At 44.4% G+C, this 21,238-nt stretch carries 18 protein-coding genes, 1 tRNA gene and 1 pseudogene; 7 read left to right on the top strand and 13 right to left on the bottom strand.

Going from position 1 to position 21,238, the window contains the following annotated elements; all coding sequences use genetic code 11:
• Nucleotides 1-37: 37 nt before the first annotated feature.
• The 7 genes and pseudogenes from ftsX to K6G33_RS00690 form a co-directional block, all read right to left on the bottom strand.
• Nucleotides 38-949 (bottom strand): permease-like cell division protein FtsX, encoded by a 912-nt coding sequence (ftsX, locus tag K6G33_RS00720; RefSeq protein WP_296775141.1) that lies wholly within the window; start codon nucleotides 947-949, stop codon nucleotides 38-40.
• 341 nt (nucleotides 950-1,290) lie between these two features.
• Nucleotides 1,291-1,959, bottom strand: a pseudogene (gene ftsE / locus K6G33_RS00715) (cell division ATP-binding protein FtsE); the annotation flags it as partial.
• Nucleotides 1,960-2,030: 71 nt separating this feature from the next.
• Complete coding sequence (locus K6G33_RS00710) at nucleotides 2,031-3,116, bottom strand: helix-turn-helix domain-containing protein (RefSeq protein WP_019680782.1); 1,086 nt, start codon at nucleotides 3,114-3,116, stop codon at nucleotides 2,031-2,033.
• A 251-nt stretch (nucleotides 3,117-3,367) separates the two neighbouring features.
• A complete protein-coding gene (gene argS, locus K6G33_RS00705; RefSeq protein ID WP_296775139.1) occupies nucleotides 3,368-5,137 on the bottom strand; it encodes an arginine--tRNA ligase in 1,770 nt (589 codons plus the stop codon).
• Nucleotides 5,138-5,160: 23 nt separating this feature from the next.
• A complete protein-coding gene (locus K6G33_RS00700) occupies nucleotides 5,161-5,583 on the bottom strand; it encodes a DUF1934 domain-containing protein (RefSeq protein WP_173450089.1) in 423 nt (140 codons plus the stop codon).
• Nucleotides 5,584-5,659: 76 nt separating this feature from the next.
• On the bottom strand, nucleotides 5,660-6,733 hold the full coding sequence (locus K6G33_RS00695) for a D-alanine--D-alanine ligase family protein (protein WP_296775137.1): 1,074 nt from the start codon (nucleotides 6,731-6,733) through the stop codon (nucleotides 5,660-5,662).
• A gap of 575 nt (nucleotides 6,734-7,308) precedes the next feature.
• On the bottom strand, nucleotides 7,309-8,328 hold the full coding sequence (locus K6G33_RS00690) for a glycoside hydrolase family 130 protein (RefSeq protein ID WP_296775135.1): 1,020 nt from the start codon (nucleotides 8,326-8,328) through the stop codon (nucleotides 7,309-7,311).
• Between the two features lie 391 nt (nucleotides 8,329-8,719).
• Here K6G33_RS00690 and K6G33_RS00685 point away from each other — a divergent pair, with 391 nt between their 5' ends.
• From K6G33_RS00685 to K6G33_RS00665, 5 genes are all read left to right on the top strand, one after another.
• The gene (locus tag K6G33_RS00685) at nucleotides 8,720-10,003 is read left to right on the top strand and encodes a galactokinase family protein (protein WP_296775133.1); all 1,284 of its coding nucleotides are present in this window, start codon (nucleotides 8,720-8,722) and stop codon (nucleotides 10,001-10,003) included.
• 79 nt (nucleotides 10,004-10,082) lie between these two features.
• Entirely contained in the window at nucleotides 10,083-10,547 is a 465-nt protein-coding gene (locus K6G33_RS00680; protein ID WP_296775132.1) for a GNAT family N-acetyltransferase, read from the top strand.
• Nucleotides 10,548-10,610: 63 nt separating this feature from the next.
• The gene (locus tag K6G33_RS00675) at nucleotides 10,611-11,045 is read left to right on the top strand and encodes a GNAT family N-acetyltransferase (protein ID WP_296775130.1); all 435 of its coding nucleotides are present in this window, start codon (nucleotides 10,611-10,613) and stop codon (nucleotides 11,043-11,045) included.
• Between the two features lie 10 nt (nucleotides 11,046-11,055).
• The gene (locus K6G33_RS00670; protein ID WP_296775129.1) at nucleotides 11,056-11,562 is read left to right on the top strand and encodes a GNAT family protein; all 507 of its coding nucleotides are present in this window, start codon (nucleotides 11,056-11,058) and stop codon (nucleotides 11,560-11,562) included.
• Between the two features lie 149 nt (nucleotides 11,563-11,711).
• Nucleotides 11,712-11,788 (top strand) — tRNA-Met (locus K6G33_RS00665).
• Between the two features lie 283 nt (nucleotides 11,789-12,071).
• On the opposite strand, the gene K6G33_RS00660 is transcribed toward K6G33_RS00665, so the two are convergent.
• The 5 genes from K6G33_RS00660 to K6G33_RS00640 are packed head-to-tail and all read right to left on the bottom strand — an operon-like array spanning nucleotide 12,072 to nucleotide 17,822.
• A complete protein-coding gene (locus K6G33_RS00660; protein WP_296775127.1) occupies nucleotides 12,072-13,532 on the bottom strand; it encodes a tyrosine-type recombinase/integrase in 1,461 nt (486 codons plus the stop codon).
• Nucleotides 13,533-13,588: 56 nt separating this feature from the next.
• On the bottom strand, nucleotides 13,589-13,813 hold the full coding sequence (locus K6G33_RS00655; RefSeq protein WP_296775126.1) for a hypothetical protein: 225 nt from the start codon (nucleotides 13,811-13,813) through the stop codon (nucleotides 13,589-13,591).
• Between the two features lie 42 nt (nucleotides 13,814-13,855).
• Nucleotides 13,856-15,694: a DEAD/DEAH box helicase family protein gene (locus K6G33_RS00650; protein WP_296775124.1), complete on the bottom strand. Its 1,839-nt coding sequence runs from the start codon at nucleotides 15,692-15,694 to the stop codon at nucleotides 13,856-13,858.
• Nucleotides 15,691-17,598, bottom strand: a complete 1,908-nt coding sequence (locus K6G33_RS00645; protein WP_296775122.1) for a phage/plasmid primase, P4 family — start codon at nucleotides 17,596-17,598, stop codon at nucleotides 15,691-15,693. The genes K6G33_RS00650 and K6G33_RS00645 overlap by 4 nt, the downstream gene beginning before the upstream one ends.
• Before the next feature lie 26 nt (nucleotides 17,599-17,624).
• Nucleotides 17,625-17,822 (bottom strand): hypothetical protein, encoded by a 198-nt coding sequence (locus K6G33_RS00640; RefSeq protein ID WP_296775121.1) that lies wholly within the window; start codon nucleotides 17,820-17,822, stop codon nucleotides 17,625-17,627.
• 273 nt (nucleotides 17,823-18,095) lie between these two features.
• On the opposite strand from K6G33_RS00640, the gene K6G33_RS00635 reads away from it, so the two are divergent.
• Both K6G33_RS00635 and K6G33_RS00630 read left to right on the top strand, forming a co-directional pair.
• Nucleotides 18,096-19,835 carry a hypothetical protein gene (locus tag K6G33_RS00635; RefSeq protein ID WP_296775119.1) on the top strand — a complete coding sequence of 580 codons (1,740 nt, stop codon included), beginning with the start codon at nucleotides 18,096-18,098 and terminating at the stop codon, nucleotides 19,833-19,835.
• 168 nt (nucleotides 19,836-20,003) lie between these two features.
• Nucleotides 20,004-20,534: a 3'-5' exonuclease gene (locus tag K6G33_RS00630; RefSeq protein ID WP_296775117.1), complete on the top strand. Its 531-nt coding sequence runs from the start codon at nucleotides 20,004-20,006 to the stop codon at nucleotides 20,532-20,534.
• Nucleotides 20,535-20,759: 225 nt separating this feature from the next.
• Here the strand turns inward: K6G33_RS00630 and K6G33_RS00625 are convergent, their stop codons facing one another.
• Nucleotides 20,760-21,086: a hypothetical protein gene (locus K6G33_RS00625; RefSeq protein ID WP_296775116.1), complete on the bottom strand. Its 327-nt coding sequence runs from the start codon at nucleotides 21,084-21,086 to the stop codon at nucleotides 20,760-20,762.
• Nucleotides 21,087-21,238 lie beyond the last annotated feature (152 nt).

Raw genomic sequence — 21,238 nt, 5'->3', positions numbered from 1 at the left:
CATAAAAAAATTCACATTATTATAGGGTGGGATAACGTCAGACATCAATGTGTTTTCTTGTGCTTATGACACTTCCTAAAGCTCCGATCAGAGCGCCGACAACGAGGTAGGCAACAACTACGTAAAGACGTATATCGGAGAAGGGGATAAGGCTGCTGACACCGAAGGTGTTCATGAGCATACCCTGTTCCTTTATCATATCATAGGCTGAGCGATAGATCGCCCATGTTATGAAGTAAGCGCCTGCGCCTGCAAAGAAACCTGTTACCATGCCTTCAACGAAGAAAGGCATACGAATGAAGGCATTTGTTGCGCCGACATACTTCATTATCTGTATCTCCTCACGGCGGGCGAAAACGCTTGCCTTGGTGGTATTGGAGATAATTATCATAGAGATGACTGAGAGCGCGATTATAATAGCGCCTGCGATGAGAGAAACGACCTTGCGGAGCTCTCTGAGGAACTCTGCTACCTGTGGTGATGCAGAAGCGCTCTGTACGTGAGCGATCTTGCCTATTTCCGTTGTGGTTTCAGCGATCTTATCGGTATCCTTTACCGTAACGCTGAAGCCATCGGGCATAAAGCTTGCATCTGAGCCGATGTACTCATCGAAGATCTTCTCAGCATTAGGAAGATTAGCGCGCTGTCTTTCGAGAGCTTCTTCCTTTGAGACAAATGTTACTTTGTCGATATTGGGCAGTTCCCTGATAGCGGATTCAGCAGTTGAATTTTCGCTTTCGGAAGTACCCACTTTCATAATAACGACGATCTCGTTCTGGCTTCCAAGACCCTTTATCATGGAATTGAGGTTAATATAGAAAAGACCTGCTATTCCGACGAGAAGAAGGGATATAAGGAGAACGCAGAATGTTGCGAACGCCATCATTTTATTTTTCCATATATTTTCTACGCCCTGATCTGCGAGATATTTGATACCGCTTAGCTTCATTTAGCACCTCCCTCAGTTTTTTCTGTGAGAGCTGCCAGCAGTTCCTCTGGGGTAGCTGCGGCTGAAACATTGCTTGCCTCGGAGAGGTCGACGTCGATATTATCAGCGACCTTCGGCATCAGCCTGCTTTCGGCGTCGCTTTTTCCTTCGGGAACGCCTCCGATAGCGGAAATGATATCATCGGCTGTCATATTCTCGATAGGAAGGTCGATAGCCTCCTCGGTATTGACTTCGGCATTATCGGGAGTGTGGTCGTTTATACGTTCAGCCTCACTGATAGCCGCAGCCATAGCTTCGCTTGGTATCTCCGAGTCCATATCGGCGAGAAGCTCGTCATTTGTACCTGTAATGACCTCATCGAATACGATCTCACCTTCGGTGATATTGATTATTCTTCCGCCGAAGTGACGGACGAGGTCATGTTCGTGAGTTACCATGAGTATAGTAGTACCCTGATCGTTGATTCCTTTGAGGAGCTCGACGATCTCGTAGGAGAGCTCGGGGTCGATATTACCCGTAGGCTCGTCTGCGATGATGAGCTGGGGGTCGTTTACCAGTGCACGGGCGATAGCCACACGCTGTTTTTCGCCGCCCGAGAGCTCATCGGGGTAAGAGTTTGTCTTTGCGTGAAGTCCTACGAGACTTATAACGTAGGGGACTCTTTTGCGGATATACTTGATCGGAGCGTCGATAACTCTGAGAACGAAAGCGATGTTCTCATATACGGTCATTGACGGGATCAGACGGAAATCCTGGAATACGAAGCCGAGTGTACGGCGGAATTCGGGGATCTTTCTTTTTTTGAGCTTGTTCAGGTTATAGCCGTTTACGGTGACGACACCGCTTGTAGCGTCTATCTCCTTGAGAAGAAGCTTTATCATAGTACTTTTTCCCGCACCTGATGAACCTACCACGAAGGCGAAGTCGCCGTCGTTGATCTTGAGGCTGACGTTGTTGAGAGCGTCCACGCCGCTGGAGTAGGTCACGGATACGTTTTTAAGTTCTACCAATGGGTTACACCTACCTTAATCTGTAAAAGAGCGGTATACCGCCCGAAAGTTCATATAAGCCGCAGGGCTTATCAGAACTTGACAGGATTAGCAGACAGGTACTTCTTTACCATGAGAGCGATCTTGAAGATAATAGCGTGATCGAACTCACGGAGATCAAGACCTGTAAGCTTCTTGATTTTTTCGAGTCTGTATACGAGTGTATTTCTGTGTACGAAGAGTTTTCTTGATGTTTCTGAAACGTTGAGGTTGTTCTCAAAGAACTTCTGGATAGTGAAGAGTGTTTCGTGGTCGAGTGACTCGATGCTGCCTACCTTGAATACCTCATGGAGGAAGGTCTCACAGAGAGTTGTCGGGAGGTGATAGATAAGACGAGCGATACCGAGGTTGTCATAGCTTACGATAACCTTGTCTGTATCGAATACCTTGCCGACTTCAAGAGCCATCTGAGCTTCCTTGAATGAACGTGCGAGGTCCTTTACACCTACAACTGCTGTACCGATACCAACGTTTACTCTTGTATAGAACTCACTGCTGAGGGTATCAGCGATAGAACGAGCGAGCTTTTCGAGATCCTTGGAATCTACAGCGCTCTTGAGCTCCTTAACGAGAACGATATCGGTCTCTGTGATATTGAAAACGAAGTCCTTATTCTTATCAGGGAACAGGTTCTGGATAACATCATAAGCGGAGATATCATTAGCTGAGATTATTCTGATGAGGAATACTGCACGGCTGATCTCGGCATTGAAGTGGAGTTCTCTTGCCTTGATAACGATATCGCCGGGGAGAACGTTGTCGAGGATAACGTTCTTAATGAAATTGTTTCTGTCATACTTTTCATCGTAGTACTGCTTGATGTTTGAAAGTGCGATAGCAAGAATGCTTGCATACTTAGCAGCAGCGTCGTCAACGCCTTCCACGAATACAGCATAATCGGGCTTTACTCGTGAGCCGAAAGGCTTGTATGTAAAACCGTCACGAATAAAGATGTCGTGTGAATCGCTGAGGTCGAGTGAAACAAACTCATTTGTTGTACCTACGCGGGTAAGGTCGCTGCAAGCGATGATAGTTGCGGTCTCGTCTACTACACCGATAGTAGCATCAATAGAGTCGCGCATCTGATGAACTAAACCTTGAAATAATCTGTTGGACATGATTTACATCCTTTCTCTTAATAAGATCTTATTTTGAGCGGACCTTCAAGGAGAGTCGGGAGAGCAGTTCTCTCCTCAACATATTACAAATTGTAACACATTTTCTGCTTCTGTTTGTTAACAAACTGTTAACTCTCGTCTGAAGGCTCACAAACATGACTTACATATGTGTTGAATTTTGTTTATATTTTACAAAGCAACTGAATTCTTTGTAACCAAGCTGTAATTTTTACGAGTTGAGCGAATAGTTGTCACATCTTCTCGGGTCTGTCGATATTGAGTATCTCGAGGACGTTCCTGAGTGTCTGACGTACTGCAACACAAAGGAGGATACGTGCATTTCTGAGAGCATAGTTCTCTGCGTTCTTTACGCTGCAAGCGCCGTAGAAGCGGTGGAACAGAGTTGCGAGGTCGATAGCGTACTTTGTGATCTTTGCAGGGTCGTAGGTCTTTGCTGCAAGGTCGATCTCCTTCGGAAGTGAAGCAAGGTGACGGATAAGCTCTATCTCTCTTGCATCTGCGAGGAGGTCGAAGTCAGCCGAATCGGGAACATTTATGCCCTCTTCTGCAAGAGCCCTTATCATGCTGCAAATTCTTGCATGAGCATACTGAACATAGTATACAGGGTTCTGAGAAGTCTTTTCGATAGCAAGACCGAGGTCGAACTCGAACTGTGAATTTGCTTCACGGAGATTGAAGAAGAAACGAGCTGCGTCTATCGGTATCTCGTCGAGGAGAGTTACCAGTGTGATAGCCTTGCCGCTTCTCTTTGAAAGCTTGACCGTTTCGCCGTTGCGGACAAGTCTGACCATCTGCATGAGAACTACATCGAGCTTTGTCTCGTCAACTCCGAGAGCGTTGAGAGCTGCTTTCAGACGCGGTACATAGCCGTGGTGATCGGCACCGAGAACGTTGATAGCCTTGTCGAAATTACGTGTGACAAGCTTGTTGTAGTGGTAAGCGATATCGGGTACTATATAAGTATAGAGGCCGTTGCTTCTCTTGAGTACGAAGTCCTTATCCATACCGTAGTCGGTAGCCTTGAACCAGATAGCGCCGTCCTGCTCGTAAGCCTTTCCTGCTTCCATGAGCTTGTCTACTACGAGCTTTGTCTCGTTCTTTTCGTGGACTGTGCTCTCTCTGAACCAGTTGTCGTAAACGATACGGTACTTTTTCAGGTCGCGTTCCAGACCAGCAATATTTATAGGGAGCGCATACTCAACGAGAGCCTTTCTGCGGTCTGTCTCGGAAGCTTCTGCGAATGAATTTCCGTTGATATCGTAGAAGTTCTTAGCGTGTTCGATGATGTCTGTGCCGAGGTAAACGTCCTCGGGCATCTCGAACTCTCCGCCTTCGCCGCTGCCCTCATAGATAACTGAGCAGAGCTTGTCGGTGTCGTCCTTGTACTGAGCGATGAGCTCCTGACCTCTTGGGGAGCAGAGCTGTAAGTATCTGAGCTCAAGGGACTTGCCGAACTTTTCTATCTGGTTGCCTGCGTCATTTACGTAGAACTCGCGCTCTGCGTGATAGCCTGCCCACTGGAGGACACTTGCGAGACAGTCTCCTATAGCACCGCCTCTTGCGTTACCGATGTGCATAGGACCTGTGGGGTTTGCGGAAACGAATTCCACAAGGACTTTCTTGCCTTTGCCGAGCTCAGTCTTTCCGTAATTTTCGCCCTCTTCGAGTACATTTGCAACAACGTCCGAGAACCACTTCCTGCTGAGGAAGAAGTTGAGGAATCCGGGACCTGCGACTTCGGCTCTGTCGAAGATAGTGCCTTCGAGGTCGAGCTTCTCACAGATGAGCTCAGCTATCTTGCGCGGAGGCATTTTAAGAGCCTTTGCGCATACCATTGCGGTATTTGCTGCGAAATCGCCGTGAGACTTGTCAGCAGGGATCTCGATGTTGAATGACGGGAGTGGAACTGCGGGGATCGCTTCGTCGGCAACGAGCTTTCCGAGAGAATCCATTATTATCTCGCGGAGCCTGATCGAAGCGGAATTGATAAGGTCTGACATTTTATCTATCCTTTCTTTTGTGTTCAGTTCTGGGACTGAACTGTCATGATTATCTCGTTATCTGAAAGATACGAGGAATTCAGATCAAGTGTATATTTTAGGTAGAGCCTTCCGTTTTCGGCGAGGGTATTCTCGATAGCGTGGGTATAGACGCCGATCTGAAGGTTGCCGTAAGGAGTTCCGTACTGGCAGAAATGTTTGCGTCCTATTTCAAGGGAGAGGACTGAATTTGCTGTGCCTTCGCGTGTTATGGAGGCGTTCTTGCAGTCATCGACCTTTATGGTCGTAACAGAGCCTTCAAAGCCTGTAGCGGAGGTGTCCTCATAGGAGATGATGTCCCAGCCGTTCTTGCTGGTCAGGCTTGCTTTTGTGAGCAGCTCAGTCTCGCTTTTTTCGTTATCCTGCCACTGGATACTCGTAAGGGAAATCAAAACGTTATTTTTCAAAATAACCTCCTTTATAGCCGCAGAAGTTGTATGATATCATCTAATTATACATCAGCTTTTTGATGGACAGGTGATATCAATATGTTCTGTCTGCGTTATCTACAGCCTGTTCGAGCAGGTCGTCGATGAGTTCTTCGTGTGAGTAGCCCATTTTTTCCATGAGCTTCGGGAAAACGCTGTTTTTTCTGAGTCCGGGCATTGTGCCTATCTTGTTGAGCAGAAGCTCGCCGTCCTCAGTGAGGAAGAAGTCAACACGCGCCAGACCCTTGCAGCCGAGTGCCTTGAAAGCTTTTACCGCTGTATCCTGAACTTTTTTTGTGAGCTCTTCGGGGATATCGGCAGGTATTGTAAGGTCGTCGCCTGTGCTGACGTTGAAGTTATTCGGATCGTAAACAGTCTCTGGAGCGGTTATCTCGCCGACAGGTGAACATATCGGCTGGTCGTATCCGAGGACTGCGGCTTCGAGTTTACGTGCCTTGATATATTTTTCAACAACTACCTTGTTGTCGTTGGAAAAAGCTATTTTTACAGCTGCGAGGAGCTGCTCCGCGTTTTCGGCAAAGCTTGTACCCACATTGCTTCCGCTGTTTGCAGGCTTTACCACAAGCGGGAAACCGAGCTTGCCTGCGATCTCGAGGCAGCATTTGTCAAGACGGTTCAGTTCGCGCTGGGTGATGAGCTCCCATTGAGCGGTCTTTATGTTGTAGTCGTCCATTACCATATGTGTGTGGGACTTGTCCATGCACGATGCTGATGCGAGAACGCCGCTTCCCACGTATGGGATAGCTGCAAGGTCGAGAAGTCCCTGTATAGTACCGTCGCCGCCGCGTTTTCCCATAAGTATCGGCATCACCACGTCGATCTTTCTGACAGTGGCTTCACCGTTCTCGATGGTGATTATGCCTCTGTAGAGCGGGTCGGGGGAGAGCATCGCAGATGTGCAGTCGGGGTCCTGATCCCAGCAGCCGTCTGCTATATCGCATACATCGCCAGGGAAATACAGCCAGCGTCCTTTGCGGGTTATGCCGATACAGACGACCTCATATTTATCCTTTGGTATGTTCTGTATCACCTCAGCGGCAGAAGCCAGTGAAAGCTCATGCTCGCGGGCAGTGCCGCCGAAAATAACGGCAGCCTTTATCTTTGCCATATGTTTCTCCTTTATAAATAGTAGTCCTTATTTTTTATTGTCATTTTCAAGTATCACTATATTTTATCACAATTCACAAAAAACTGCAAGTGTTTTTTGATAAAATGCAGAATCGGACGGCGAATTTCGCAACGAAAGTACATTAACGACAATTTTCAACGCTATGATTTGTACATTTTGACATCAGAAAACTTCGTTTTTCATCATTTTGACGGAATTACCCTTGGTAAAAATGACGAAGGTATTATAGCGTTAATGAACTGCAATATCTGTATAATTATACCACAGGCAGCCTTAAAATGCAAAAAGGACTGCATGGGGCAGTCCTTTCGGTTTGTCAAAAAAACAGTCCACTGGACTGCTTTTTAATTCATTTTGCGAAACACCTGATGTATTTGGTTTCTATGCTTACATTTTTGTACCGTAAGCGAGTACGTGTAGGGATAATTGATGAAGTGAGCGAGTGGAACAAGCGTCAACGTGGCAAGGGTGCAGCGTCACGCTGCAAAAAAGGACTGCGGGAAGCAGTCCTTTTTTATAAATATGAAAGTGAGTGATAATAGAAGATGTCAATATTATCTTATACCGAGGGTGTTGTCCTCGGGCTGGAGCTTGTCGTACTTCAGGATATAGTCATATATCTCCTGAATCGTAGTGAAGGCAACTCCCACATAGCTGTCGGCACAGCCGTAATATATTGCTATGCGTCCTGTTTCTGCGTCTGTGAGAGCAGCGCACGGGAAGCATACATTCGGTACAAATCCGCGTTCCTCGTACCATTCCTCGGGGGTGAGGATATAGTTTGAACAGCGGTGAAGCACCTTTGACGGCTCGTTGATATCGAGGATAGCAGCTCCGATGCTGTAAACGTATCCGTTGCAGGTATTTACCACGCCGTGATAGAACATGAGCCATCCCTTGTCAGTCTCGATAGGAGCAGCTCCACCGCCTATTTTTAGGTTTTCCCACCAGTTGTCCGAGCGTCCCATGACGTGGCGGTGTCTGCCCCAGAACTCCATGTCGGGGCTTTCTGACAGGAATATATCGCCGAAAGCTGTGTGTCCGTTATCGCACGGACGGGAAAGCATCACGAAATTGTTGTTTATTCTGCGTGGGAAAAGCACGGCATTGCGGTTGTATGGAAGATATGGGTTCTCCACACGGGTGAAGGTCTTGAAATCCGTGGTCTTTGCGATGCCTATGGTAGGGCCGAATGCGTCCTGACACCACATTATATAATACGTATCATCGACCTTTACAAGCCGCGGATCGTATGCGTATATGGGCATGAAAGGCTCGCCCTTGCCGTTTGTGAACGGAATCTTTTCTTCGTCGAATTCCCAGTGCAGAGCGTCGCGGCTCCGACCAAGGTAGATATGGGGGATACCGTTTCGCTGCTCACCGCGGAAAACTCCTATGAAGCCGTTTTCGTAAGGCATTACGGCGCTGTTGAATATCCTTGCCACATTGGGCAGCGGATTTCTGTTGATGACAGGGTTCTCAGTGTATCTCCAGACGGGAGCGGTGCAGCCTGCGGGCTTATCCTGCCATGGTATGTTCGGGAGAGCTTCTCCTATCATTTTAATATCCGTCATAACAAACTCCTTTTAATTAAGTATTTGAAATCGCTTAATTAAATTATACTGTATAGTGTATGTTTAGTCAAGGGAAAAGCTAAGATTTAAGTATTTTTGTAAGAATGCACTATTTTGCCGCTCATTATTTTACACTATATAATTTACATAATGTTATAGAATCCAATGGGCATATTAGTGTATAATGGTAAAAAAGGTATTTTTGCCAAAAGACAGGCAGTGCTTTCGGATTTGGCGGCTATCTGCCTGTTTGACGGATCGGCTCTGCAAAAGAGCAAAGCTGCTGGAGCGGCATAGACTTTTAAATTATCGTACATTGTCTTTCAGGGGATATCAGCAGCTCATTCGTTATCGGAACTTACTTAAATTATCTCTTAAAGGAGTTGAGCCTATGAATATTTATGATCTTATAAACGGAATTTCCAACGGGACTTTCGATGAGCAGTTCAGAATGCTGTACGGATGTTCCGAAAAGGCAGCTTTACGTGCAAGGGCGAGATATCTCAGCGCTGTGGAGAATTTCTCGCGTATGTACCCCGAATGTACAGATGTACACGTATTTTCGGCTTCGGGAAGGACTGAAATAGGCGGAAATCACACCGATCACCAGCACGGCTGTGTGCTGGCGGCGGCTGTCAGTCTGGATATAATCGCAGTGGTAAAATTCAACAGCAGCGGAGTTATCCGCGTAAAGTCCGAGGGCTACACCGCTGACGAGATAAGGCTTGACGAGCTGGAGGTACGCGAGGCGGAAAAGGGTACTTCCGCAGGTCTTATCCGCGGTATTGCCGCGAGATTTGCGGAAATGGGCACTGAAATAGGCGGCTTTGATGCTTATATGACCTCTGAGGTGCTCGGCGGAAGCGGTCTTTCGTCATCGGCTGCTTTTGAGGTGCTTGTGGCGACCATTATTAATAAGAAGTACTGCGACGGAAAAGTCAGTGCTGCTGATATAGCTAAGATCGGACAATTTGCGGAAAATGCCTACTTTGGCAAGCAGAGCGGACTTATGGATCAGATGGTATGCGCGGCAGGCGGCTTCGTTTCCATTGATTTTGCCGATCCTGACGTGCCAAAGGTGTCTGCGGTGGATTTTGACTTCGAGAGGGCAGGGTATTCCGTCTGCATTACTGATACCAAGGAAAGTCACGCCGATCTTTCGGACGAATACAGTGCTGTGTCAGGCGAAATGAAGCAGGTCGCGGCGGCTCTCGGCTGCACTGTTCTCCGCGAAGCCGATGAGAGCGAGTTCTACGCGAAGATACCCGAGCTGCGAAAGAACTGCACCGACAGGGCGATACTCAGAGCTGCGCATTTCTTCGCTGAAAATACAAGAGCCGCTGAAGAGGCAGATGCCATTTCAAACGGCGATACAGAGCGTTTTTTTGAGCTTGTAAATGAATCGGGTACTTCCTCGTATGAGCTGCTTCAGAATGTCTATTCAAATGGCAGTCCTCAGGCTCAGCAGATTCCCCTCGCAATTATGATGAGTAAGCGTTTCCTGAACGGCAGCGGCGCTGTCAGAGTTCATGGCGGAGGCTTTGCAGGCACGATACAGGCTTTTGTTCCCAATTATCTGACCAATGATTATGCAAGGGAAATGGAACGCATTTTCGGTACGGGAAGCTGCTATGTGCTGTCAGTTCGACCTGTGGGCGGGTATGAGCTTGTTTGAGTAAACAGTTGGATTTTGTTCGCTGTTGCTGCCTGTATAATGATGTGATATATGTTTCTGAAAGGAGCATAAATAAAAAATGGAAAAAGATTCGGGAAAAATTGAATTATCAGTGTATTCAACCAATAAGTGTGGAAAAGTCCACGATTTTCTGAGAAGTGTGTTTCAGGAGGCGGGCAAGACCTTTGAACCTGACGGCAGACACGCTGCATTTAATGATATAGAGCGGAATTTTATCGGCTTCTGGTGCTTGATGCTCGATAATGAGGTCGTTGGGACGGTGGCTGTAAAAAAACTCAGCGAAACGGTCTGTGAGCTGAAATGCCTTTATGTATATGAAAGATATCATGGTCGCAGGCTTGGTTATAAACTGGCTGAAACAGCTGTGGATTTTGCAAAAGAGATGGGATTTGCTAAAATTGTTCTCGATACTATGCTAAAGCACGATAAGGCATTGAAACTTTATGAGAAAATGGGATTCAGGCGCTGCGAACGCTATAATGATAATGAAATGGCAGAAATTTTTATGGAGCTTTCAATATGAAATGTTTTTAGGTTTTCGTTCGGGAATAACTGCGTTATAATTTAAAATAAGGAGTTGATTTATATGATAAGAGAATTGAACAATGACGATTTTGACGGTTTGATGCGGCTTTATATGGAACTCCACAGTAATCCTTTTCCTGAGAAAGATGACAGAGTAATGTCTGTGTGGAAAAGTATTATTGATGATAAAAATCACCATATCATCGTCGCAGAACTTGACGGCGTTATCGCAGCAGCCTGCGTCTGTGTCATAATACCAAATCTTACGCGAGGTCAGCGTCCGTATGCTCTCATTGAGAATGTGGTGACTTCTGAAAAATACCGCAGAAGGGGACTGGCTTCTGCCTGCCTTGACCGTGCTCGTGAGATCGCTGAAAGCGAAAACTGCTATAAAATGATGCTGCTTACGGGCTCTAAGGAAAGCGGTACTCTTGATTTTTACAGAAAAGCAGGCTACAACAGTAACGATAAAACCGCGTTTATTAAATGGCTTTGAGGAGAGACTTATGTTGACTTTGAGAGAATTCCGTCCTGATGATGCTGCATCAATACTTAGCTGGATAAACAATGAACGAGAGCTTAGAATGTGGAGCGCCGACCGCTTCGGTGATTATCCTGTATCTCCTGAAAATCTGGTCGATCATTACAAAAAGTGCAGCAGTTCGGGCACTTTCTTTCCCTTGACTGCTGCAGATGAACATGGCAATGTGCTCGGACACCTTATTCTGCGTTATACTGATGAAAATAAGAACGAGGTCAGGTTTGGTTTCGTTATCGTTGATAGGTCGGCTCGCGGCAGGGGAGTCGGAAGAGCAATGCTCGAACTTGCTAAATCATATGCCATAGATGTGCTTCATGCCGAAAAACTCTCTCTCGGAGTGTTCAAGAATAATCTTTCAGCGCGTAAATGTTATAAAGCAGCAGGTTTTTGTGAGCTGGACGAAGGCGGTGAAACCTATAATGTTTTTGGAGAAAAATGGAAGTGTATCGAAATTTGTATCTCCCTGACGTGATATTTGCTTTAATTTGAGGTTTTCAACTTGCGTTTTTAGTGGAATAGGTAAAAAACAACTGTTAAAACAAAAAAATATATTTTTACTGTTGACTTTTTGATGTAACCGTGATATAATAATATAGTCGTAAGCGACAATGTTAAATATATCGCGGTGTGGAGCAGCTAGGTAGCTCGTCGGGCTCATAACCCGAAGGTCGTTGGTTCAAATCCAGCCGCCGCAACCAGAAACAAGGACTATGTTGTTAAACATAGTCCTTTTGTTATATGGCTTAGAATAGGCTTCTGCGACCGTGATATCTTTGGAATCAGGGACTATGTTGCTGACAAAAAAGAAAGCTTAATTGAACTTTGAGTATGTTCCGTTTCCGACGATTTCCGTCCTAACGGTGCGAAACCATGTCAAACTGTGGCAATCAATGAACCATGCAGGGTGTCATTTCTACACTTCTTTTATACCTCCACATGACATAAAAAGCTCCTTCCCCATATCGGAGAAGGAGCTTTTCATTACTTTGCTTCTTCCTTTGTGTCTTTGTGCTTAACAGGATTGAGTTTGCTGTCAATCACATCCGAAGCTATCTCGTCAGCAGACTGTATTGCATGAACGTATATCTTACTTGTTGTAGTTATCGAAGAATGACCGAGGCGTTTAGAAACTGCTGGTATAGATACTCCTTCAGCTATAAGAAGCGTTGCATGAGTGTGCCTAAGTGAGTGAGGCGTAAAATGAGGCAGCTTATTGCGTTTTACGAACTTGCTTGTCCAGTCGGTCAAGCTATCTGGATTCATAGGAGTCGTATCATCCTTTATGAAGAGCCTATCGTTTCTTACGGTTTTCGTACTTCCGTCTGCAAGCGTTATGGTGATGAAATGCTCCCAGCGATCAAGCATATCATTTCTGAGCTTGTTCCAGTAAGCCTGATATTCTCCGAGAAGGTCAAATACCATTTCAGAGAGCTTTATGGTGCGGTAAGATGTTTCATTCTTGGGGGACTTGGTTATTATGCCCATGTTCTGAACATACTGACTGGTTCTTTTGATATGTATAACACGGTTGTCAAAGTCGATATCCTTCCATTCCAGGCCAAGAAGTTCGCCTCGTCTCATACCACTGAAAATAAGAAGGTACATTGCCGTTTTCCACTTGAGAGGTTCCTCGTCAAGCAGTTCAAGTACGTGTCGTGCCTGTTCATCATCAAGGAATGCTGCTTCTGAATGCTCAAGTTTCGGAGCTTTCATGTAGTTGCGGTCTGCGATATTTCTTGGAACAAGTCCGTCACGGGTAGCTTCAGCAAGAATTGAACTAATGAGCCTGTGATGGTGAAGTATGGTCTTCGATGATAGGCCAGTCGTTTCGGTGTGTAGCTTAAAAAGCTTATCTGTCTTTCTTCCCAGTGCAGCTGCTATCTTCTCAGCAGATTCTATGCTTATGTGTTCTGCTTTGCAGGCAGCTGAGACAGTCGCAGCGGAAAGTCCTGCTTTGCTGGCTACAGCTTTGATTGTGAGATGCTTTTCTGATATAAGATCTCTCAGCTTATCGGAATGGGCATATGCCCCAACTTGCTTGATGCCTTTCTCACGAAGATTGTTGTAGAAAGCTTTCAGATGATGGGGCTGCAGTTTGGTTAGCTTTGTATCACCGATAGCGAGATTGATATTTTTCAGCAGTGCCTTATATCGTTCATATGTCTTAGGCGCAAGCATAGGCTTGTTGTTTTCAAGCCATGTCTCTGCGTATTCGCTGAATCGTGTATTGTCGTCAAAGTATGTTCCGTTCCTGACAAGTTCCTCGAATCTGATCTTCTGTCGTTCAAGCTCTTTTTCGATTTGGTCAGGTTTCATCTTATCGGGTGGGATCCATGTCATGCAGCGTTCGATATGCTTTCCATTGCTATCATATCCGTCATATGCACGAATATAATATGTAACCTTTCCATCCTTTGATATGTGTTTCTTTGCAGTAGCCATAATGGCCTCCTTTCTATGAATATGGGGCATTCCTGAGAATGCCCCATATATATCGGTCAGGCTGAGATCTTTCTGATTTTTGACTCAGGATCACTTGGCGGCAGTGTATGATTGTCAAGGTATTCCACGAGCTTCTCCCAGTTAACAAGTGTTGAGCGACCGGCTTTAACGCATGGTATCTCACCGCTGTTAACGAGATTGAGAAGTAAACCTCTGCTTATGCCCACACTGTGCTCACAGCAGAGCTTATAAGTTTCGTTGATACTGTTCATCTTTTTCATGATGACACCTCCTTCCTTTATATAGTATATAGACGATTCGTACTACTCTATCGGTTCCTTATCACACATGATATAGCGTTGTTGAACAGGCCGTTCTACTTCACCATACTCAAGTATGTCATTGATAGTATTAATTTGAAAGTTGGTGCTAAGATCAAATGCCTTTTTACTGTTACGTCTTTTAAAGTCGGTTCCAGTTGCTTCAAAAGCAGCTCTTAACCCATCTCTCAACTTATCTAATGCAGCAGCACTGCCATCACTTTTCTCGAACACTTTTGCTGCTTCCTGTATACGTGACTTACAATCGATAATGGCATCATAGTCGATACGCAGTTTATCACTGTATACATTTCCCTTGCCGTATAAGCTGAGGATGTATCTCACAAATGCATGTGGGTTCTCCTGCTCCTCAGCTTTGAGCTTTTGAATGAACTTGAGCTTGATTTCAAGAGTCTTGATAGCAAGCTCGTTAGGAACAAGTATTCTTCCTTCTGGCGAAGAATATCTATATGGCTCACAATCAAATGCGTATGGATTAGCTTTCGCTTTTTTGAATTTATTCAGCTGCTCACAAAGCATATGCTCTATTCGACCTAAATCACCACTGTTGTAATCAGGAATGAGAACCGTGATATTTCGCGGATTCTTCCTGTTAACTCTAACTCGACCTATGATCTGCTGAATGGCAATAGGATCATAAGAGTGAGCGACGATAATCGTCACTTTGTCATCATGAATCGATAAACCGTTATTTGCGACCTTGGTCGTTATCAGTACTGATGAATCGAAGCAGGAGTTCATCGTGATCTTCTCAATCTCCTCGTTAAGCTCGTCATTCAGACTGTCTGAGTAGATCTGCTGTCCAGGCGGATTTAGTAGAGCATTGAACTCACGACCTTTATCGATATCGTTGATCAGCATCAATGTCTTATGACCATCTGCTGAGTTCTTGTTAGTGAAATCAGCAAGCTGCTGCAGATTATCATATGTTTTGAACGTAATGTAGTTATAATCTGACTTCATCAGGTAAAGATGTTGGATGCGCGTATGTTGTCCAAGCCTATGCGTAACAACATCTTTTGATGAAGCATTAAGAATCCCTTTTGATGTAAGAGGTTGATATAAAGAACCTTCCTTGGGCTCAAACTCAAGATCCCACAGCAAAGGAGCTATGTCAGCTGGTGTTCCTGTAACATATATCCTTATGGTTCTGTCACGATTATTCTTAAGCCACCGTATCACTCTCTGAGGATATGATGAAAAGGTTGCATCTTCACTTAAGCAGTGAACCTCGTCACATATTACTATAAGCTTCTTGTCCGTAAACTCGGATTCTCGTCCGACAAAGCTTTGATATGTAGTAATTGTTACCCTCATATGCTTCTGTAGTTCCTTCAGCGTCTCAATAGGAACGCCCATCTTCTCAGCGAGTTCTTTTAAGAACTGAAGGTCATTACATAATCGAGGGGAGAGTACTAGTACATAGTACTCTCCAGAAAGATCAAATGTAATGTTTTCTAATGCATAGCTCTTGCCTGAGCCAGTTTGAGTACATATGAAGCTTGCTTGTCCCCAGATAAGTTCACGTATTTTTTCCTTATCGAAGAAATCTGCAAGATATTTGTTAGAGGGGACTACTGTTGTCTCAACAAGTCCACTCGCGTTAACTAAGGTTTCGTTTGATGTAGCTTCAGCTGCTTCTTTCTTACGTTCAGTAATAAGCTGCGACCATTCTGCGACATCTTTACATCCTACCTTATAGCAGCAAGTCCTGCAGTCGTCCCAATCGGGGTTCAGTTTACACCGCTTTTCTTCTTCAACAAGCACAACTTCTAGATTCTTGCTCATGTGCTTCTCAGTATGCTTGGATTTTACTATCATTGTAGTACCTCCTTTAGACGGACTCCGTAGAAGCCACGTTGGTTGATATTTCCTGTGCGCTTTCTGTCTTTATCTACTCGATGCTCATTTGTCTTGTAGAACGCTTGTGAAAAGGCAGATAGGTCTTTGAACACATCACCACCGTATTTTTTTACGAAAGCCTCATATAACTCTTGCGAGTATATGAATGTTTCAGGATTTGTGAACTCACAGTACTCATTGCTGAACTGACGTACCAGTTCGTAGGGCTGTGTACTCGGTCCGAATGTCAACTCCTGTAGATAAGCGTCCCTGTTGGTGAACTTGTAGTTGTTGTTCTTAAGCTTCATGTAATGCCTCATAGCTTCGGTGCAAACAGCATCTCGCTCAGCCAACAGCTTATTCAATAGATATGGATCCTGTTGATCCTTGGGAACAGAATAATCGAAGGGTATCGGTACGATCCTTCTAGCGAAAGCTTTATCTATTGCAGAGTATGCCATGCCAATGTTGTAGTTGGAGGCAATAAGAATCTTGCAGGACGGTTGAACCTTTACTTGATTCTGGAACTTAACAGGTGCAGATATTTTATCACCACCTGATAGAGATTTCAGCTTACCAATAGCATCTTTACTTATATCTACAGCGCCTTCGTCACCGGAGATGTTTATCCTCTTGTCGGTTAGCTCGCCAATGGCAAATCTATCACCGAGAAGCGTCTTCATTGACTTGTGTTCAACTCCAGAATCAGAGATGAATGATTCAAGCATTCTCAGGAAGGTTGACTTGCCGTTGTCACCGTTAGGACCATAGAGAACGAAAATAGCCTTTGCTTTGGCATCAGGAGAGATGCAGTAACCGATAACCTCATAAAGAAGCTCTATCAAAAGAGTGTCTCCACCAGATATCGTACCGAAGAATTTATCTGTAACAGGGTGATCAAGCTGAACATCGAAACCAAGAAAGTTTGCTTCGACGATCATAGTATGGAAGTAGTCTCCAGGAATTTGGTTCTCATAAAAATCGCCTGTTGTGTTATCAAAGCTACCATTTATAAAGATAGTGTAGCGATCATCGTTTGCTTGAACAGTAACAAGAAATGCACGAGGTATCGCTGATTTTAGGATACTGTGACAAACATCAATAGGTTCAGGATCTATTCCGAATGTAACATGTATCATCCATAGAATCATACGTATGATAAGTATGTCATTGATCGGAACATATCTCCTGTTATAAAACATATATGGTTTCGAGTTATACAGAACTATCCAACGCTCCCTAACGAGCTTTTGCTCTATTTCGTATCGTTGCTCGTCATTGAGCGAGTCCCTTATGTAACTGTAAGAATCTGATGCTGTAGGATAGTATACTCCATTCATCGTCAGCGGCGGTGCGTTAGCAGTGGCTACAGTTACAGCTGTGCTGCTGACGTATGGAAGATTATTTGGTGGAGGTAGATTTCCTACATTCATCGGTGGTGGATTGGCAACGGCACCCATTGCAGCTGTGCCACTGATGCCTGTTGTCGTTTCAGCAAGTGCTTTCCGCTCATCATAACTAAGTTGAGGAAACGGTGGCTGTGTAGGAGGAGAGCCTCCTACACTCAACGGTGGTGCATTAGCAGTGACACCTGTGGCAGCTGTGCTATTATCAGATTGCCCTGTCAGTTGTATGAATACCTCATTAGTAAGAGGATTAACAATGTTAAACGGCGACCGAGGGATTGTTGAATCAGTAGGCACAGGAACTATTTCTCCTTCTGGAGTTATAGCTCCAGCAATTCTTAATGGAGGGCTACTTGTATCAGCTTTAGGAACAATTGTCGCCGATGATGTTGTTCCACCTTCCACAGCTCCCTGAGAAATGCCTTCTGACGATGTGACAGTGAAGCCATTATTGGCCGAGTTGTCGTTCGGATTCATTTAGATTTCCTCCTTCCATATAGCTCTTAGAATACGATCATGGTCAGTCCCGGACCTTCGTTCTCGTCGAGATTTATAGGCTCAACAAGCTCGAATGGAAGACCTGATGCGATTCCCATTGCTGTTGCTTCCAACAATGAAGCCTTTGCCTTGGACGGCTCTTTTGTGTTACTCTCGCGTGTTTGTGACTTTGTTACGTCACGTTTCTTTTTGTTAGTATCCATACAGATACGCCTCCTTTGTGATAGTATATGGGTTTGTGTTATGCCAGCGTGCAGCGTTTTCTTCGACCAATGAGAGGCAAAGTTTACATTTACACCCTTTACCTGCTCCTTGATTTCTGCTATCATAGAGATAACAGAATGAATACGCTGTATCAGCTTGGTATGATTATATTATAAACTACTTGCTTAACAAAGGGGTAGCGGAAGATTCAGAACCTATAAAAAAATTTTTGAGTACGTTCGGAAACTTTCCGAACGTACAGGAGGTATAGTATGAGTAAGCAGATGAGTGAACATGAAAGTGTAAAGATGGAGTGCCTCGAAACACTGATGAAAGATATCTACGGCGTCAAACATGTTAACTTTTATGTTGATGAGAATAATAGTAATGTAAAGACAATCTGTAAGGGCAGACATGGCACAGGCTTTATGGATGAACTTAGATTTACTCCTACATATCAGGCTAAGCTTATGGAAATATTTGGGCTCACTTTTGTTAATCGCCCTGGCACTGAGGTCATGTTTGACCCCACAAGTAAGGATTTCGATGATCTTCACTGCATAGCTAATTTTTGTTCGGCAGTCGGCATCAAGAATGTTGATGTGTTGAATCCACGATACAACTATACATATGTAAGAACGGCAGATTCACCATTTGAAGTACTTAAAACACCAAGTGCATACGCTCCATATGGTGAGATTGTAGTATGCTGCAGTGAAGCACAGGTAGCAACTAGTTGTGAACAGGATCAGGAATGTAGAATTGGAAGTATCCCGTTGTTGGAGTTACTTGAAAAAGATGATATGTATGGAACAGTCATGGCCACAAAGATATATGAGCTTCTTTGCCAAAACTTCATACCACTACTATTTGACATTGATTGTTATAATGACTATAGTTATCTACGTTATAGATTTAAGGAATTATATAAGTACTCGAAACGTGAACTGTTGCAAATCCTATACGGCAGGCGTAATATGATAACAGGTGAATGGGAAGGAAGGCGACTGCATCACCACGAGTTCAAATACATCATTGTCTTAGATAGCAAGTATGAGAAATTTGATGAGGTTGACATGAACTTAGATAATACTTTAGGATGGCACATTATCGATGACATTCTTGTTCCTCCAAGTATATGCATTCCGTCAATGAAGTACAAATCACAAGTTCTTTACCCCAATATTGACATGTCGGATATGATCAAGGCTCCTAAAGACTCTAACTATCGTGTATACTACAAGAGGAATGAGGCGTCAGGTAGTAGGTATTCCCATAGCGAGATTCAAGAATTGATCTATAGTAGGTTTATCCAAGACTACATTGAACAATATCGATGTACTAAGAGATACATAGAAGAACTTATGGAATTGATAATCTCACTGGATCTGAGTTCACTGATACATGAAACTGTTGTTAACGAAGATATGATACAATTGTTCTGTAATAATGAGTATGAACGAGAAAGCGTTGCCCAATCATATATGGAATCGTACATCGAAAACCACTTTAACAATGCTTCATATCGACTGTATACCGAGTTGCCTATGTTGATTGAACCCGAACTCAGTAAGCTTGATAAGCTATATGATGTATTAGAACAAGGCCAAATAGAGGAACAAGAGATCAATCAAGAACATTCATTCAGTGCATCCGAGCTATCATTTGCTTTGTTACAATGGATAGGAGAGGTAGGAGCCGAAATCAATAAATTCGCTAACAGCTTACCAAAGAATTATACTTATTCGACCGCAGATAGCAGTATACAAGAACACGGTAAGAAGATGAAGGAGTATGCCGAAAGCCAACAACTTGCTGGTGCGATTGATGAAATGAACAAAGAGTTGGAGCGTATGGATGAACAGAATGAACAATGTAAGAATGGATACGATGGTCAGGAATCGTATAGGTGGGGAGACTGGAGAAGCTCTCGTTGTAACGTGTTTGAGGAAGTTAAAGCGAGTCTTGAGAGATATATCCAGAAGATCAAGGATATGATGACTGATTTCTAAATGATGTATGAAAACTATCATAGGCGAATGCTGAAAGTACCAGTACAGAGGCTCTGAAGACCCCCTGATTCTGCTAGCATCAATTGTAAGAGGCATCTGCTTACAGTCATACACAGAATGCACTGTAGCTGCATCCAACCTCAATTATCGATCAAGGAGTGATACTTGATGGCAATATACATAGCTTTCGACGTTGAGACACCCAACCGTGCCAATGACCGTATGAGTGCGATAGGCATATCTGCAATCAAGGATAACAGGATTGTTGCCAATTACTACTCTCTCGTCAACCCGGAAACTCACTTCGACTACTTCAACACCCAGCTAACAGGCATAGATGCCGAGAAGGTCAAAAGCGCTCCGAACTTTGCTGAACTGTGGGAGAAAATCGAGCCTATCATGAGCAAAGGCATTCTTGTTGCTCACAATGCTGTATTCGATATGAGTGTTCTTCGTCAATGTCTACGGAGTTACGGTATTTCATGGAAAGCTGCTGCTGACTATTTATGTACGGTACAGATAGGTCGGCGTGTACTTCCGAACATGAAGCATAACCTTGACGTGATGTGCGAATACTACGATATAGCCCTGAATCACCACCAAGCTGACAGCGATAGCCGTGCCTGTGCAGAGATACTATTGAGGTACATGGAGAGCGGCGTAGATGTAAGCCAGTACCTGAGACAGTACTGGTTATAAGATAGACATGAGCATAGAAATCTGCCATGTGCAGTTCCTGAGACTTCCTGTGCAGGCGTTGTTGGGAACTCCCACTTCTACGAGAAGAGCGTTTGAGAGGCATCCATGTATGATTGCCTAAAGATGGCTACATAGCGCACTGTAGAGGCGATTTGAATGACGAGACAAAGTGATTCCCTGTAGCAATCGCCACAGGGAATCTTTCACTTATAGGTTGCGGGTGGATCAATACATAAGTCTGAGCATTCTTTCGTTCTTTTGACGAATGTCCTGTATTTCAGGAGCGATAGGGGTATAGTCTACTCTCGGGAATACGCCAATTAGTGATGCAGAGAAGCCACAGGCAAGTTTTTGCCCGATCTGTGCTGATTCTGCTTCTGAGAGCTCATAGCTTGGCTGAAGTCCAAGTATCAACTCTATGACATCAACGGAAAGCCCTGCATTCAAGGCGTTGAATACAAATGTGTTTCTCAATGCATCGAATACAAGCGGTCTGACATGAGCTGCACGGATCATCTGCTTATACTTTCTTGAAAGACTATACCAAGCCATAAGATCTCCATTCTCTTCAATCAGCATGTACGGAGTATTGCGTATAGCGTGAAGCTCACACCACTGTAAAAGTTCACGACCTGTATTTACAGGAAGAGAAAGTTTACGACAACAGCCAGTTCTTACATAATTAGGCGTGTTACATAGTGGTA

The sequence above is a fragment of the Ruminococcus sp. genome, assembly GCF_024691275.1.
In the GTDB taxonomy this organism is placed as follows: Bacteria; Bacillota; Clostridia; order Oscillospirales; family Ruminococcaceae; genus Ruminococcus.
This window is presented reverse-complemented; position numbering and strand designations above follow the sequence as displayed.

What these genes read in the sequence shown, in the direction of transcription:
- K6G33_RS00625 (WP_296775116.1), bottom strand. Translation starts at nt 21,086, where the DNA reads ATGGCTTGGTATAGTCTTTCAAGAAAGTATAAGCAGATGATCCGTGCA.
- K6G33_RS00655 (WP_296775126.1), bottom strand. Translation starts at nt 13,813, where the DNA reads ATGAAAAAGATGAACAGTATCAACGAAACTTATAAGCTCTGCTGTGAG.
- ftsX (WP_296775141.1), bottom strand. Translation starts at nt 949, where the DNA reads ATGAAGCTAAGCGGTATCAAATATCTCGCAGATCAGGGCGTAGAAAAT.
- K6G33_RS00670 (WP_296775129.1), top strand. Translation starts at nt 11,056, where the DNA reads ATGTTGACTTTGAGAGAATTCCGTCCTGATGATGCTGCATCAATACTT.
- K6G33_RS00710 (WP_019680782.1), bottom strand. Translation starts at nt 3,116, where the DNA reads ATGTCCAACAGATTATTTCAAGGTTTAGTTCATCAGATGCGCGACTCT.
- argS (WP_296775139.1), bottom strand. Translation starts at nt 5,137, where the DNA reads ATGTCAGACCTTATCAATTCCGCTTCGATCAGGCTCCGCGAGATAATA.
- K6G33_RS00680 (WP_296775132.1), top strand. Translation starts at nt 10,083, where the DNA reads ATGGAAAAAGATTCGGGAAAAATTGAATTATCAGTGTATTCAACCAAT.
- K6G33_RS00690 (WP_296775135.1), bottom strand. Translation starts at nt 8,328, where the DNA reads ATGACGGATATTAAAATGATAGGAGAAGCTCTCCCGAACATACCATGG.
- K6G33_RS00630 (WP_296775117.1), top strand. Translation starts at nt 20,004, where the DNA reads ATGGCAATATACATAGCTTTCGACGTTGAGACACCCAACCGTGCCAAT.
- K6G33_RS00675 (WP_296775130.1), top strand. Translation starts at nt 10,611, where the DNA reads ATGATAAGAGAATTGAACAATGACGATTTTGACGGTTTGATGCGGCTT.
- K6G33_RS00645 (WP_296775122.1), bottom strand. Translation starts at nt 17,598, where the DNA reads ATGAATCCGAACGACAACTCGGCCAATAATGGCTTCACTGTCACATCG.
- K6G33_RS00660 (WP_296775127.1), bottom strand. Translation starts at nt 13,532, where the DNA reads ATGGCTACTGCAAAGAAACACATATCAAAGGATGGAAAGGTTACATAT.
- K6G33_RS00640 (WP_296775121.1), bottom strand. Translation starts at nt 17,822, where the DNA reads ATGGATACTAACAAAAAGAAACGTGACGTAACAAAGTCACAAACACGC.
- K6G33_RS00685 (WP_296775133.1), top strand. Translation starts at nt 8,720, where the DNA reads ATGAATATTTATGATCTTATAAACGGAATTTCCAACGGGACTTTCGAT.
- K6G33_RS00650 (WP_296775124.1), bottom strand. Translation starts at nt 15,694, where the DNA reads ATGATAGTAAAATCCAAGCATACTGAGAAGCACATGAGCAAGAATCTA.
- K6G33_RS00635 (WP_296775119.1), top strand. Translation starts at nt 18,096, where the DNA reads ATGAGTAAGCAGATGAGTGAACATGAAAGTGTAAAGATGGAGTGCCTC.
- K6G33_RS00695 (WP_296775137.1), bottom strand. Translation starts at nt 6,733, where the DNA reads ATGGCAAAGATAAAGGCTGCCGTTATTTTCGGCGGCACTGCCCGCGAG.